This is a genomic window from Alphaproteobacteria bacterium, from assembly GCA_020638555.1.
In the GTDB taxonomy this organism is placed as follows: Bacteria; Pseudomonadota; Alphaproteobacteria; order Bin95; family Bin95; genus JACKII01.
Genome location: JACKII010000005.1, coordinates 19,566 through 33,930, shown reverse-complemented (window position 1 = coordinate 33,930; position 14,365 = coordinate 19,566). Strand labels below are relative to the sequence as shown.

The window sequence follows — 14,365 nt, the reverse complement described above, 5'->3', positions numbered from 1 at the left end:
GCCATGGCCCGGTTCGACACCGTCATCAAGGACGGCATGATTTTCGACGGCACCCGCCAGCCCCGCTACAGGGGCGATATCGGCATTCGCGACGGCGTCATCGCCGAGATCGGCCATATCGCCGCCGGCGACGGCGCCCGGGTCATCGACGCCAAGGGCCTGCACGTCGCGCCCGGCTTCATCGACCTGCACACCCATTACGACGCCCAGGTGTTCTGGGACCCGTATTGCACGATTTCCTCCTGGCACGGCATCACCTCGGTCGTGATCGGCAATTGCGGCTTCGGCTTCGCGCCGGTGCAGCCGGAGGCGCGCGACCAGGCGATGCAGTCGATGGTGCGGGTGGAGGCGATCCCGCTCGCCAGCATGCAGGCCGGCATGCCTTGGGACTGGGTGACCTTCCCCGAATTCCTGGATTCGGTCGAGCGCACGCCCAAGGCCATGAACATCCTGCCCTATGTGCCCTTGAGCCCGCTGCTGATCTGGGTCATGGGCTTCGAGCGGGCCAAGGCCGGCGAAATGCCGACCGCGGCCGAGCATGCTGAACTCTGCCGCCTGGTGGGCGAGGCGATGGACGCCGGCGCCTGCGGCTGGTCGGCCCAGCGCATGGTGCCGGACGGGCCGGCGGCGGTGCAGCGCGATTTCGACGGCTCGCCCATGCCGACCGACGTGATGCACGACGAGACCTGCCGCGAACTGGCCAAGGTGCTGCGCGCCCGCAATGACGGCTTCATGCAGATGCTGTTCGTTTCCGGCGACAACGCCCGCGACCGCGCCTTTTTCGAGGAACTGGCCGAGATTTCCGGCCGGCCGATCATCATGAACGTGGTGCAGGCATTCGACGACCGGCCGAACATCCATCGCCGCACGCTGGAATGGCTGAAATCCTGCCGCGAGCGCGGCATCCGCGTGGTGGGGCAGGGGCTGACCACGGATGCGGGCTTCACCTTCACCTTCGTCGACTGGAACCTGTTCGACGACGCGCCGGCCTGGCTCGACGCGACCCTGGGCACGCCGGAGGAACGCAAGGCCAAGCTGGCCGATCCGGCCCGACGCCAGGCGCTGAAGGATCACCTGCCGCGCACGGCGACCGGTCCCTTCAACGACATCGTCATCCTCGGCCCGCAACTGGAGAAGAACAAGCCGTGGGAGGACCACACGCTGGAACTCGCGGCGGAGAAGATGGGCAAGCACCCGGTCGACGTCATGCTCGACATGGCGGTGGAGGAAAACCTGGAGACCGTGTTCTTCGCCGCCCCCCCGAACGGCAAGATCGAGCATCTGCGCGAGATCGTCGACGACCCCTATGTGCTGTTCGGCGTCTCCGACGGCGGCGCCCACACCAAATTCCTGACCGCCGGCCGCTATCCGACCGAGACGCTGTGCAAGATCGTGCGCGAGCACGGCATGATCTCGCTGGAGGAGGCGCACTGGCGTCTCGCGGCGCTGCCGGCGCAGTTCGCGGGCTTCCACGGCCGCGGCGTGCTGCAGGTGGGGGCGCCGGCGGATATCGTCTGCTACGACTACCAGAACCTGAAAGTGCTGCCGGGCGAAATCGCCCACGACCTGCCGGGCGGCGAGTGGCGCCGGGTGCAGAAGGCCAGCGGCTATCGCTATGTGCTGGTGAATGGCGAGGTCACCATCCGGGACGACCAGCAGACCGGCACGCATTCCGGCCAGTTGCTCCGCCATGGCGGCCGGGTCCTGCCACAGGCGATGGCGGCGGAGTAGGCGCGGCGGGAGGTCCCGGATCGCGGCGTTGCCGCGTCCGGGAAAGCTCATGCGGCGTGGCCGCGTCCGGGAAAGCTCAGAGGGGGCGGTTAGCGCACGCGCTCGATCACGGTGGCGATGCCCTGGCCGACGCCGATGCACATGGTGCAAAGGGCATAGCGGCCCTGGCGCTCTTCCAGTTCGTACATGGCCGTGGTGATCAGGCGCGCGCCGGACATGCCCAGCGGATGGCCGAGCGCGATGGCGCCGCCATTCGGGTTGACGCGGCTGTCGTCGTCGGCCACGCCCAACTGGCGCAGCACGGCCAGGCCCTGGGCCGCGAACGCCTCGTTCAGCTCGATCACGTCCATGTCGTTGATGGAGAGGCCGAGCCGCTCCAGCAGCTTCTGCGAGGCCGGGGCCGGGCCGATGCCCATGATCCGCGGCGGCACGCCGGCGGTGGCCATGCCCAGAACGCGCGCGCGCGGCGTCAGGCCGTGCTTCTCCACGCCTTCCGCCGAGGCGAGCAGCGCGGCGCAGGCGCCGTCATTGACGCCGGAGGCGTTGCCCGCGGTCACGGTGCCGGGATTGCGGAACGGCGTCGGCAGCTTGGCCAGGCCCTCCAGGGTGGTGCCGGCGCGCGGGTGCTCGTCGGTGTCGACCACGATCGGGTCGCCCTTGCGCTGCTTGATCGAGACCGGGACGATCTCCTTCGCCAGCCGGCCGTTCTGCTGCGCGGCCACCGCATTCATCTGCGAGCGATAGGCCATGGCGTCCTGGTCCTGGCGCGAGACCTGGAATTCCTCGGCCACGTTCTCGCCGGTCTCGGGCATGCTGTCGATGCCGTACTGGGCCTTCATCATCGGGTTGACGAAGCGCCAGCCGATGGTGGTGTCTTCCATCTTGGCGGCGCGGCTGAAGGCCGAGTCGGCCTTGCCCATGACGAAGGGCGCGCGGCTCATGCTCTCGACGCCACCGCCGATGCAGAGGTCGGCCTCGCCGGTCTTGATCGCGCGGGCGACCGAGCCGATGGCGTCCATGCCGGAGCCGCAGAGGCGGTTGATGGTGTTCGCAGGCGCCGAGTCCGGCAGGCCGGCCAGCAGGGCCGCCATGCGGCCGACATTGCGGTTGTCCTCGCCCGCCTGGTTGGCGCAGCCATAGGCGATGTCGTCGATCTTGGTCCAGTCGACGCTGCCATTGCGCTCCATCAGCGCCTTGATCGGGGCCGCGCCCAGGTCGTCGGTGCGGACGGCGGCCAGCGAGCCGGCATAGCGGCCGATGGGCGTGCGAATGGCGTCGCAGATAAAGGCGTCTTTCATGGGGCGTCTCCCGTCAGTGGGTGCTTGTCAACAGCCCGTCACTATAACGGTATGGCGCCGCCGCGCACGCGCTTTTGCCGGGGAGCGGCAGCAGGGCCCAGGCAGGGATCGCACCGGTTCGGCGGACGCTACGGCCCCCGCTGCATGCGCTGCGCCGTGACGGTCGGCCCCCAGTCGGCAAAGGCCTCGCTTGCCGTGAGCCGGAAGCCGGCCCGGTCGTAGAGCCGGCGCGCCGCGGTCAGCCCCTCGAAGGTCCAGAGATAGAGGCCGGTCTGGCCCGTGGCGGCGGCGAAGGCCAGCAGCGCGTCGAACAGCCGGCCGCCGACGCCGGTGCCTCGGGCGGCCGCGTCCGCCACGAACCAGCGCACCCGGGCGCCGGTCTCGCCATCGACCGGCCGGTGGTCGAGCGTCACCGAGGCCATGATGCGCCCGTCCTGCCAGGCGAGCCAGAACCCGTCCCGGGCCGGGTCGTAGCGGCCGAGGAACTCCGCCAGCTCCGTCGCCACCTCTGCCTCGAACTGCGGGCCGAAGCCCCAGGCGCGGCTGTAATACAGCCCGTGCAACTCCACCACCCGGCCGAGGGCGCCGGGCGCGTAGCCGCGGGTGATGCGGATGGGCGCAGGGGGCCGGGCAGGGGTGTCGGGAATGGCAGGGATGCTCATTGTTCTATTTCTCTAGAAGAATGGTTGCAAGCGGCGCGGGCCTGCAATAGGATGGGCGCATGGATACCATTTCCGCCGCCCAATGTCTGGAAGCCCTCGGCCAGCCGACCCGGCTGGAGGTGTTTCGCCTGCTGGTGAAAGCCGGCGAGGAGGGGCTGCCGTTCGGCGAGGTCCAGGCCCGGACCGGCGTGCCGGCCTCGACCCTTTCGCATCATCTGGCGACGCTGGCCCGGTGCGGGCTGGTCACGCAGACCCGCAAGGGGCGGCAGAATTACAGCGCCGCGGCATTTGCCAGCATGCACGCGCTGCTGGAATTTCTCACCGCCGAATGCTGCACCCTGGCGCCGCACAGTCACGCTCTGCCCGACGCCGACGAGGACGCGGCTTGACGGACTCCCGTTCCACGCGACACGGCCCCAGTGGCCGGACCGGAGGTTCCCCATGACCAGTTTCGCCCCCGCCTTGACCCAGGTCGGAACCCGCCTGAAAGGGATCGGCCATGGTTGGCTCGGCCTGATCGTCGTGCTGGCGGCCCAGGCCGTCGTCGATGCCGGCGCCCTGCCGGCGCGCATCGAAAGCGTCGTCGGATCGTTCGGCGAGACCTTGCCCTTTCTGTTGCTGGCGGTGGCGTTCGCCGCCTACAGCAAGGCCAGCGGCGCCGACACCCTGATCGCCAGGGCGTTCGAGGGCCGGGAAGGGCGGATGGTGCTGGTGGCGGCCCTGTTCGGGGCGCTATCGCCCTTCTGCTCGTGCGGTGTGATCCCGGTGATTGCCGGGCTGCTGGCCATGGGGGTGCCGCTGTCGGCGGTGATGGCGTTCTGGCTGGCCTCGCCGCTGATGGACCCGACCATGTTCGCCATGACCGCCGGCATTCTCGGCTGGAAGTTTGCGGTGATCAAAGCCCTGATCGCGGCCGGGATCGGCGCGGCCGGCGGCTATGCCACCATGGGGCTGGGCCGCACCGGCCTGCTGACCAACCCGTTGCGCGCCCGCGGCGGCGGTTGTTGCGGCTCGACGGCGCCGGCGGCGCACGATCACGCGCCCGACCCGGGCGGCGATAGCTGTTGCGGCAGCGAGCCGAAGCGCGCCGTCGCCTGGACATTCTGGACCGACACCGCCCGCCGCCGCACCTTCGCGGAGAGCGCCCGGGACAATCTGTTGTTCCTCGGCCAGTGGCTGGCCCTGGCCTTCGCGTTGGAGGCGATGATGCTGGCCTACCTGCCGCAGGAGACGGTGGCGAGCGTGCTGGGCAGCGACAGTTGGTATGCGATCCCGCTGGCGGCGGTGGTGGGCATCCCGGCCTATCTGAACGGCTATGCGGCCCTGCCGCTGGTGAGCGGCCTGATGGAGCAGGGCATGAGCGCCGGCGCCGGCATGGCCTTCCTGGTGGCGGGCGGCATCACCTGCATCCCGGCGGGGATTGCGGTGTGGGCGCTGGCACGGCCGTCGGTGTTCGCGCTCTATCTGGGCAGCGCCTTCGGCGGTGCGATCCTGTTCAGCCTGGCGGTGGCGCCGCTGCTGTAGCGGCGGCTCTCCGCACTCCGGCTTTCCCGGCCGCAGGCCGCCGCCAGGCGGTCGGAGGGCCGGGATCTCCGGTCGGTTGGGCGCCGGTCGCTCGGTTGGGGTGCCGGCTCGGTTGAGAGGTCCCGGATCGCGGCCCTGCCGCGTCCGGGAAAGCTGGGGCGGCGTCGTTGTGTCCGGGAAATCCGGCGGCGTGGGGCGTGGTGAGAACCCGCCGGTTCGCCTGTGGCATCGCAGCTTTCCCGGCCGCAGGCCGCCTGCAAGGCGGTTGGAGGGCCGGGATCTCCGATCGGTTGGGCGCCCCGGCGGCGGCGTCAGACGTGGAAGCTCTCGCCGCAGCCGCAGCGGCCCTTTTCGTTCGGGTTGGTGAAGGTGAAGCCGCTGGAGAAGCGGTCTTCCTTGTAGTCCACCTCCGAGCCGAGAATGAACATGACGGCGGTCGGGTCGATGAACAACTTCACGCCCTTCTGCTCCACCACTTCCTCGAACCGTTTCGGCTCGTCGGCGTATTCCACGGAATAGCTGAGGCCGGAGCAGCCGCGGGTCTTGATGCCGATGCGCAGGCCCTGCACGGGCTGGTCGGACTTGGCGACCAGTGCCTTCACGCGGTCGGCGGCGGCATCGGTCAGGGTGACGACGGGGGGACGTTCCATGACAGTCTGTCTCCTCTTGCTCTCTTAAAAGCCTAACGCCAAGCGGGCGTCTTCGCTCATCATTTCCGGTGTCCAGGGCGGCTCGAAGGTGAGCGTCACCTCGATCTCGCCAATGCCGGGCACCTGGTCGAGCGCGTCGGCCACCATTTCCGGCATCTCGCCGGCGACGGGGCAGCCGGGCGCGGTCAGGGTCATCACCACCCGGGCCGAGCCATCCTTGTGGATGTCCAACTCGTAGATCAGGCCCAGGTCGAAAATGTTCACCGGAATTTCCGGGTCGTAGACCGTGCGCAGTGCCTCTATGGCCTCGTCGCCGGTGGCGACCGCCTGGCCCTCTGGCAGCGGCTGGCCGCGGCGGGCGCAAAGCTCTTTCAGCTCCTCCATGGAGGGCTGGCCGAAGCCGAAATCGTCCGGGTATCCGAAAGGGGCGTTCATGGCACTGGGCTCCATGCTGGCGCTCACGCAAAGATGGTGCGGACGTCGTCGAGGGAGCGGACCAGCCGGTCCACCTCGTCGCGGGTGTTGTAGAGGCCGAAGCTGGCCCGCGCGGTCGACGGCACGCCCAGCCGGTCCATCAGCGGCTGGGCGCAATGATGGCCGACGCGGACGGCGACGCCGGCCCGGTCGATAATGGTGCCGACATCGTGGGCGTGCGCCCCCTTCCAGGTGAAGGAGACGATGCTGGCCTTGCCGGGCGCGGTGCCGTGCAGCGTCACCTCCGGCACCTCTGCCAGCCGTTCCATGGCATAGGTCACCAGGTCGTGCTCGTGCGCGGCGATGGCGTCGAGGCCGATGGCTGTCACATAGTCGATGGCCGTCGCCAGCGCGATCGCCTCGACGATCGGCGGCGTGCCGGCCTCGAAACGGTGCGGCGGCTCTTTGTAGGTCGAGGACTCGATGCCGACATGGTCGATCATCTCGCCGCCGCCCTGATAGGGGGGCATGGCCTCCAGCAGGTCCGGCTTGCCGTACAGCACGCCGATGCCGTTCGGGCCATAGACCTTGTGGCCGGAAAAGGCGAAGAAATCGCAGTCCATCGCCGGCAGGTCGAGCGCGATGTGCGGCGTCGCCTGGCAGCCGTCCACCACCACTTTGGCGCCGACCGCATGGGCGGCCGGAATGATTTCGGCCAGCGGCGTCACCGTGCCGAGGGCGTTCGAGACCTGGGTCACGGCGACGATCCTGGTGCGCTCGTTCAGCAGGTTGCGGAACGCCGCCATGTCCAGCTGGCCGTCGTCCAGGATCGGGATGGCGCGGATTCTGGCGCCCTTTTCCTGCGCCACGATCTGCCAGGGCACGATGTTGGAGTGGTGCTCCAGTTCCGAAATCAGGATCTCGTCGCCGGGGCTGAGCACGCTGCGGGCATAGGACTGGGCGACCAGGTTCAGGCCCTCGGTCGCGCCCTTGGTGAAGATCAGGCTGTCCGAGTCCTTCACCTTCAGAAAGCGGGCCACGGTCTCGCGCGCCGCCTCGAACCGGTCGGTGCAGCGTTGCGAGAGATAGTGGATGCCGCGATGGACGTTGGAGTAGTCGTTTTCGTAGACGTCGCGGATCGTGTCCACCACCTGCCGCGGCTTCTGGGCCGACGCGGCGCTGTCCAGATAGACCAGCGGCTTGCCATAGACCTCGCGGCTGAGGATGGGGAAGTCGGCGCGGATGGCGTCGATGTCGAAATTGGGCTTGCTGAGCGTGGCCGTGGTGGCGTTCATCGTGCCAGATGCTCCTGAACGAGGGCGAGCGCCGCCGCACGGGCGGGCGCGAACGGGATGGCGTCAATGGTCTCGGCCAGGAAGGCCTCGACCAGCAGCCGGCGGGCCTGGTCCTGCGGAATGCCGCGGCTTTGCAGGTAGAACAACTGCGTTTCGTCCAGGTCGCCGGCGGTGGCGCCGTGCGAGCATTTCACGTCGTCGGCATAGATTTCCAGCATCGGCTTCGAGTCGATCTCCGCCGTATCCGAGAGCATCAGCGCCCGGTTCAACTGGTGGCCGTCGGTGCGCTGGGCATCCTCTGCCACGACGATATGGCCCTGGAACACGCCGCGCGCCCGGTCGTCCAGCACGCCCTTGTAGACCTGCCGGCTGGTGGTGTCGGCGACGGCGTGGACGATCTTGGACGTGTGGTCCAGGTGCTGCCGGTCGCGGCCGGCATAGGCGCCGTCCAGCGTGCAGTGGCCGCCGGCGCCGACCAGATGCGTCGTCACCCGGTTGCGGGCGAGGCCGCCGCCGACGCTCACCACGAAATTGTCGTAACGGGCATGGGCGGGGATGGTGGCCAGATGGTGCCAGACATGGGTGGCGTTGGCGGCTTCGGCCTGAAGCTTGACGTGCGTGAGCGTCGCGCCTTCGCCGAGTTCGATGGCGGTGGCCCCGTTCGCAAGCGTGGCCTCGCCTGCGCCCAGGGCGATATGGCGCTCGATCACCGTGGCCGAGGCGCCGGCGGCGACGCGAATGCGGTTCTGGCTGTGGGCCATTTGCGGCCCGCTGCCGGGGGCGGTGATGTAGAGCAGTTCGATGGCCGCGCCGTCTTGCAGGTCCAGCACCGCGCCGTCCTGGCCGAGAGCGACGGCCAGGGACAGCATCGGGTCATCGTCCGCCGCCGCGCCGAGCGCCAGCACCAGACCAGCCCGATGCGCGGACTCGAACCCGGCGGTCGGCGGGTCGGAGAGCATGGCGACATGGCGGCCGTTGACGAACACGGCCCGCTCGGCACCGTCGAGCCGCGCGGGCAGGGCGCCGGTCAGCTCGTAATTGGCGGCGGCCGGCTGGAAGCGGGTGCGGGCCAGATGGACGAGGCTGGTGTATTTCCAGGCCTCGATCTTGTGGTGTGGCAGGCCGGTCTCGGCAAAGCGGGCGAAGGCCGCCTGCCGGGCGGAGGCCGCCTCCCGGGCAGGGGCCGCCTCCCGGGCAAAGGCTGCCTCCCGGGCAAGGGTTGCCTGCCTGTCCGGCGCGGCGGCGCTGTCCAGCGCCTCGCGGAACGCCTCGACGCCGTAGGTGCGGGCGGGTGTGGCCATCAGGCGGCCTCCCCGACCACGTCGGCATAGCCTTCGGCCTCCAGGCGATGGGCCAGGGTCTTGTCGCCGGTCTTGACGATGCGGCCGCCGGCCAGCACGTGCACCACGTCGGGCACGATATAGTCGAGCAGGCGCTGGTAGTGGGTGATGACCAGCATGGAGCGATCCGGCGCGCGCAGCCGGTTCACGCCTTCGGCCACGATCTTGAGCGCGTCGATGTCCAGGCCGGAGTCGGTTTCGTCCAGAATGGCGAGCGAGGGCTCCAGCATCGCCATTTGCAGCATCTCGTTGCGCTTTTTCTCGCCACCGGAAAAGCCGACATTGACGGCGCGCTTCAGCACCTCGTCGGTCATGCCCAGTTCCTTGATCTTGGCGCGGGCGGCCTTGACGAACGCCATGGCGTCGTGCTCGTCCAGCCCGCGGGCGCGGCGGACGGCGTTGACGGCGGTGCGAAGGAAGGTGGTGCCGGTGACGCCCGGAATCTCCACCGGGTACTGAAACGCCAGGAACACGCCGGCGGCGGCGCGCTCGTCCGGCGACAGCGCCAGCAGGTCCTGGCCCTTATAGGTGACGGAACCTGCCGTGACCTCATAGCCGTCACGGCCGGCCAGCACATAGGACAGGGTCGACTTGCCGGAGCCGTTCGGCCCCATGATCGCATGCACCTCGCCATCGGGGATGGACAGGTCGATGCCCTTCAGGATGGGCTTGCCGTCGACCGAGGCGTGCAGGTTTTTGATGGTGAGCATGGTGGAGAATTCCGCTGGGTATTGTGCCGTCATTGCGAGGAGCCGAAGGCGACGCGGCAATCCATGCCGACGGTCACCACCGGTTGCTGCGGCGGGCTGGATTGCTTCGTCGCTGCGCTTCTCGCAATGACGCCGATGAAAAGGGTACAGAGAGCGGCCATCACCCCACGCTCCCTTCCAGGGAAATGCCGACCAGTTTTTGCGCCTCGACGGCGAATTCCATCGGCAGTTGTTGCAGCACCTCGCGGCAGAAACCGTTGACGATCAGGGCGATCGCCTCTTCCTCGCCGATGCCGCGCGAGAGGCAGTAGAACAGCTGGTCCTCGGAGATTTTCGAGGTGGTGGCCTCGTGCTCCACCCGCGCGGTGCGGTTCTGGCTTTCGATATAGGGGAAGGTGTGGGCGCCGCAGCGGTCGCCGATCAGCAGCGAGTCGCACTGGGTGTAGTTCCGCGCCTTGTCCGCCTTGGGCGTCACCCGCACCAGGCCGCGATAGGTGTTGTGCGCCTTGCCGGCGGAAATGCCCTTGGAGATGATGCGCGAGCGCGAGCCCTTGCCGCGATGGATCATCTTGGTGCCGGTATCGGCCTGCTGGTAGTTGTTGGTGATGGCGATGGAGTAGAACTCGCCCACCGAATCCTCGCCCTGCAGGATGCAGGAGGGATATTTCCACGTCGCCGCCGAGCCGGTCTCCACCTGGGTCCAGGAGATCTTGGAACGGTCGCCCTTGCAGATGCCGCGCTTGGTGACGAAGTTGAAAATGCCGCCCTTGCCGTTCTCGTCGCCCGGATACCAGTTCTGGACGGTGGAGTATTTGATCTCCGCATCGCCCAGCGCCACCAGTTCGACGACGGCGGCGTGCAACTGGTTCTCGTCGCGCATCGGCGCGGTGCAGCCCTCCAGGTATGAGACATAGGAGCCTTCGTCGGCGACGATCAGCGTGCGCTCGAACTGGCCGGTGTTCATGGCGTTGATGCGGAAATAGGTCGACAATTCCATCGGGCAGCGCACGCCCGGCGGGATGTAGACAAAGCTGCCGTCGGTGAACACGGCGCAGTTCAGCGTCGCGAAGAAGTTATCCGTGTAGGGCACGACCGAGCCCAGATACTTCCGCACCAGGTCCGGATGGTTCCGGATCGCCTCCGAGATCGGGCAGAAGATCACGCCCGCCTCGTTCAGCTTCTTCTTGAACGTGGTCGCGACCGAGACGCTGTCGAACACCGCGTCGACCGCCACATTGGCGACGCCGGCCAGCAATTCCTGCTCTTTCAGCGGAATGCCCAGCTTCTCGTAGGTGCGCAGCAATTCCGGGTCGACCTCGTCCAGGCTTTGCGGCTTGTCGGCCTGGGACTTCGGCGCGGCATAGTAATAGCTGTCCTGGTAGTCGATCTCCGGCAGGTCGAGCTTCTGCCAGTTCGGCATTTCCATGGTCAGCCAGTGGCGATAGGCTTTCAGCCGCCAGTCCAGCATCCACTCCGGCTCGCCCTTCTTGGCCGAGATGAAGCGGATCACGTCCTCGGACAGGCCTTTCGGCGCCGTTTCCATCTCGATATCGGTGACGAAGCCGTATTTGTAGCCTTCGCCGGCCAGCGATTCGACGTGTTCGATGGTTTCGGTGGTGGCGCTCATAGCGGGGCCTCTTGTTCGATCGGGGCTTCGGGCCGGCCGAAATGGGTGATGGGGCGCAGCACGTCCGCCAGCGTGACGCTGTCCAGCGCGGTGCGGATCGCGGCGTTCACCTGCTCCCACCCGCCGGCCAGCAGGCAGAGGGATTCGACCGCGCAATTGTCGGCCGCGCCGTCGACGCAGGCGGTGACGGCCAGCGGGCCTTCGAAGGCCACCACCAGTTCGCGCACGGTCACCGCCTCCGGCGCGCGCGCCAGTTCATAGCCGCCGCGGGCGCCGCGGTGCGAGGCGACGACGCCGGCCGCGGCCAGCGTCTTCAGCACCTGGCTGACCGTGGCGCCGGGCAGGCCCGTGGCCTCGGCGATATCCGGGGCCGACACCAGCCGGCCGCGCTGGCCCGCCAGACAGCCCAGCACGACGACGCCGTAGTCGGTCATTTTGCTCAAGCGGAACATGCCGCCGGTCGATCCATTCCGTAATGTGACACTACGGATTATCTGGAGCAATCGGCTACGGATTGCAACCCCATTGCCCGCACGACTTTGGGGGCAGGGGAGGGGGCGGCGTCAGGGCGTAGCGCGGAAGGCCGGCGCGATCTCGGCCGCGAACACTTCCAGCGAGCGCTGGCGGCCGTTCGGGTCGATCAGCAGCACCTGGTCGATCTCGCCCGCGGCAAGGCGTTGCAGGCGGGCCGTGATCTCCTCCGGCGTGCCGATCAGGGCGGAATCGTCCCCCGCCAGCCCCGCGGATTGGATCGCGTCGGCGCTTTGATAGCGTTCGGCGCCGCGGCCGCGCGCCAGGTCGCCGATATGGGTCAGCACCCGCTGACGCACGGCCAGCGCCTGTTCGCGCTCGTCGGCGGTCTCCACCAGTTGCAGCGCGCGGGCGACGGCGATCTGGCAGGAATGCCGGCCGCGCCCGGCGGCTTCCAGCGCGTCGCGATAGAGCGCGGCCCGCTCCAGCGTCAGGTCGATGGGCGCCAACTGGTCGAGCAGCAGGTTGAAGCCTTCGCGTGCCGCGCGGCGGATCGAGGCGGGGCTGCCGGCGGCCATCCAGAAGGGCGGGTGCGGTTGCTGGATCGGGCGGGGCTCGACCACCACGTCGTCGAAGCGCCAGAACCGACCCCGATGCGAGAAGCGCCCCGGCTCGGTCCAGGCCCGGCGCAGGACATCGACGCATTCGGCAAAGCGCGCCTCGGCCTCGTCCTGCGGGATGGCGAAACCGGCGAATTCGCTCTTGCGATAGCCCTTGCCGATGCCGAAGTCGAAGCGCCCGTCGGACAGCAGGTCGAGGGTCGCGGCCTGCTCCGCCAGCAGCGCAGGATTGTGCCAGGGCAGCACCACCACGGCGGTGCCGAGGCGGATGCGGCGGGTGCGCGCGGCCAGATAGGTCAGCAGGTTCAGCGAGGCGGAGACCTGGCCGACGCCGGTGAAATGGTGTTCGACCATGAACAAGGATTCGAAGCCCAGCGCCTCGGCCCGGATCACATAGTCGATGAACGCGCGATAGCCCTGGCTATCCGCATCCGGGCCGGAGCCGGCGGCTTTCGCACCGCCGAAAAGGCCAAAGCGCATGCGCGGCCTCCCTTATCCTGTGAGTCGGCGTTGCGTGCGCTTCAGCCTATCCGGTTTGCGGTGGCTGCCAACCCCTGGCGGGCACGGGCGCAATCGCCCCGTGCGGCGCCGTGGGGATTGCGCCCGTGCGGCGCGCTGGGGCTTGCGCTGGCGGGGCGCTGCTGGCATATAGCGGCTTCTCGCCTGCCGTCTGCTGGGGCGTAGCCAAGCGGTAAGGCAACGGTTTTTGGTACCGTCATGCGCTGGTTCGAATCCAGCCGCCCCAGCCAAACTTTGCCGGAGTCCCGTTCGATACGCGGTCCGGCGGCAGGTTCGCGCCTATTGCGACACTTCGATGATGTTGCCGAACAGCACCCAGCGGTCGCCTTCGAAGCGCGACAGTTGCTCGGCCTGGATGGTGTGGAAATCGGTCGGGCTGGTGTTGATCAGAATGCCGGGGATGAGCATCGGGATCTGGAGGTCCTTCACGTCTGCGGCGCAGTGCATGATGCCGGGCCGCGAGAGATCGGCGCAGTTGGTCAGCGTGTAGTCGATCAGATAGGCCAGGCTGTACCCGTAAGCATAGCTGATGTCGGTGCGGTCGGCGTTCGGCAGGTATTTGTCCATGAACGCCGCCCATTCCTTGTAGCCGTCGGTGTCGTGCCATTGCGGGTCGGTCGGGTCGCGCATGTATTGCGCCGTGATCAGCCCCTGCGAGCAATCGAGCCCCGCGGGCCTCAGCGTCGCGCCCACCGATGACGAGACATTGTTCAGGATCTGCAGCGGCTTCCAGCCGATCTCACAGGCCTTGCGGATGGCCTGGGCGGCGAATTTTGGCGTCGAGACGTTGAAAAACACGTTCGCGCCGGTCGCGGCCAGTTCCAGCATCTGCGCATCGACCGTCGGATCGGTCACCTCGTAGGGCAACGCCTTGACGATCATGTCCTTGGCCTTGTCCCCCAGTTCGGCGATGAAGCCGTCGCGGTAATCCTTACCGTAATCGTCGTTCTGAAACAGAATGGCGATCTTCGGGTCCTTGACGGTCGCCAGAATATACTTTGCGTAGATCTGCCCCTCGATGTCGTAGCCGGGCTGGAAGCCGATGGTCCACGGGAATTTCTGCGGCTGCGCCCATTTCGAGGCGCCGGTCGCGACGAACAACTGCGGCACCTTCTTGGCGTTCATATAGCGGTGGATGGCCGAGTTCGACGCCGTGCCGGTCTGCCCGGCCGTGAACGCCACGTGTTCCTGCTCCACCAGTTTCCGGGTCTGCTCGACGGTGCGCGGCGGCGTATAGCCGTCGTCGAGCGAGATGAAATCGACCTTCCGGGTTTTGCCGTCCTTGCTGGTGATGCCGCCCCGATCGTTGACCATCTGGAAATAGGCGACATAGGCCTTGCCGATCGCACCATAGGCCGACGCTGGGCCGGAATACGGGCTGGTATTGCCGATTTTGATCGAGGTATCGGTTACGCCCACGGTCTGGGCTTGTGCGCCGATAGAGGTGACAACGGCAATGGCAGCCGTCGCCAAAAGGCCTTTCAACCACATTTTGGGTAACTCC

14 protein-coding genes and 1 tRNA gene are annotated in these 14,365 nt (G+C 67.8%); 4 read left to right on the top strand and 11 right to left on the bottom strand.

The window, feature by feature from the left end:
* Positions 1–3 precede the first annotated feature (3 nt).
* The gene (locus tag H6844_16440; protein MCB9930992.1) at positions 4–1,731 is read left to right on the top strand and encodes an amidohydrolase family protein; all 1,728 of its coding nucleotides are present in this window, start codon (positions 4–6) and stop codon (positions 1,729–1,731) included.
* A gap of 89 nt (positions 1,732–1,820) precedes the next feature.
* On the opposite strand, the gene pcaF is transcribed toward H6844_16440, so the two are convergent.
* Both pcaF and H6844_16430 read right to left on the bottom strand, forming a co-directional pair.
* Entirely contained in the window at positions 1,821–3,029 is a 1,209-nt protein-coding gene (pcaF, locus tag H6844_16435) for a 3-oxoadipyl-CoA thiolase (protein ID MCB9930991.1), read from the bottom strand.
* Positions 3,030–3,157: 128 nt separating this feature from the next.
* Positions 3,158–3,691, bottom strand: a complete 534-nt coding sequence (locus H6844_16430; GenBank protein ID MCB9930990.1) for a GNAT family N-acetyltransferase — start codon at positions 3,689–3,691, stop codon at positions 3,158–3,160.
* 59 nt (positions 3,692–3,750) lie between these two features.
* Between H6844_16430 and H6844_16425 the strand changes: the two genes are divergently transcribed.
* Both H6844_16425 and H6844_16420 read left to right on the top strand, forming a co-directional pair.
* Positions 3,751–4,080, top strand: coding sequence for a winged helix-turn-helix transcriptional regulator (locus H6844_16425; protein ID MCB9930989.1), 330 nt, complete (start codon positions 3,751–3,753; stop codon positions 4,078–4,080).
* Positions 4,081–4,132: 52 nt separating this feature from the next.
* Positions 4,133–5,215 carry a permease gene (locus tag H6844_16420; protein ID MCB9930988.1) on the top strand — a complete coding sequence of 361 codons (1,083 nt, stop codon included), beginning with the start codon at positions 4,133–4,135 and terminating at the stop codon, positions 5,213–5,215.
* A 311-nt stretch (positions 5,216–5,526) separates the two neighbouring features.
* Here the strand turns inward: H6844_16420 and H6844_16415 are convergent, their stop codons facing one another.
* From H6844_16415 to H6844_16380, 8 genes are all read right to left on the bottom strand, one after another.
* Entirely contained in the window at positions 5,527–5,865 is a 339-nt protein-coding gene (locus tag H6844_16415; protein ID MCB9930987.1) for an iron-sulfur cluster assembly accessory protein, read from the bottom strand.
* Positions 5,866–5,889: 24 nt separating this feature from the next.
* On the bottom strand, positions 5,890–6,315 hold the full coding sequence (locus tag H6844_16410; protein ID MCB9930986.1) for a DUF59 domain-containing protein: 426 nt from the start codon (positions 6,313–6,315) through the stop codon (positions 5,890–5,892).
* An 8-nt stretch (positions 6,316–6,323) separates the two neighbouring features.
* Positions 6,324–7,574, bottom strand: a complete 1,251-nt coding sequence (locus H6844_16405; protein ID MCB9930985.1) for a cysteine desulfurase — start codon at positions 7,572–7,574, stop codon at positions 6,324–6,326.
* Positions 7,571–8,875, bottom strand: a complete 1,305-nt coding sequence (gene sufD / locus H6844_16400; GenBank protein ID MCB9930984.1) for a Fe-S cluster assembly protein SufD — start codon at positions 8,873–8,875, stop codon at positions 7,571–7,573. The genes H6844_16405 and sufD overlap by 4 nt, the downstream gene beginning before the upstream one ends.
* Positions 8,875–9,624 (bottom strand): Fe-S cluster assembly ATPase SufC, encoded by a 750-nt coding sequence (gene sufC, locus H6844_16395; GenBank protein MCB9930983.1) that lies wholly within the window; start codon positions 9,622–9,624, stop codon positions 8,875–8,877. Before sufC ends, sufD begins: the two co-directional genes overlap by 1 nt.
* A 160-nt stretch (positions 9,625–9,784) precedes the next feature.
* Entirely contained in the window at positions 9,785–11,251 is a 1,467-nt protein-coding gene (gene sufB, locus H6844_16390) for a Fe-S cluster assembly protein SufB (protein ID MCB9930982.1), read from the bottom strand.
* A complete protein-coding gene (locus H6844_16385; protein ID MCB9930981.1) occupies positions 11,248–11,703 on the bottom strand; it encodes an SUF system Fe-S cluster assembly regulator in 456 nt (151 codons plus the stop codon). The genes sufB and H6844_16385 overlap by 4 nt, the downstream gene beginning before the upstream one ends.
* 111 nt (positions 11,704–11,814) lie before the next feature.
* The gene (locus tag H6844_16380; GenBank protein ID MCB9930980.1) at positions 11,815–12,822 is read right to left on the bottom strand and encodes an LLM class flavin-dependent oxidoreductase; all 1,008 of its coding nucleotides are present in this window, start codon (positions 12,820–12,822) and stop codon (positions 11,815–11,817) included.
* A gap of 194 nt (positions 12,823–13,016) precedes the next feature.
* Here H6844_16380 and H6844_16375 point away from each other — a divergent pair.
* Positions 13,017–13,091: transfer RNA gene (locus tag H6844_16375), tRNA-Gln, on the top strand.
* A 49-nt stretch (positions 13,092–13,140) separates the two neighbouring features.
* Here the strand turns inward: H6844_16375 and H6844_16370 are convergent.
* On the bottom strand, positions 13,141–14,352 hold the full coding sequence (locus H6844_16370; protein MCB9930979.1) for an ABC transporter substrate-binding protein: 1,212 nt from the start codon (positions 14,350–14,352) through the stop codon (positions 13,141–13,143).
* Positions 14,353–14,365: the final 13 nt, after the last annotated feature.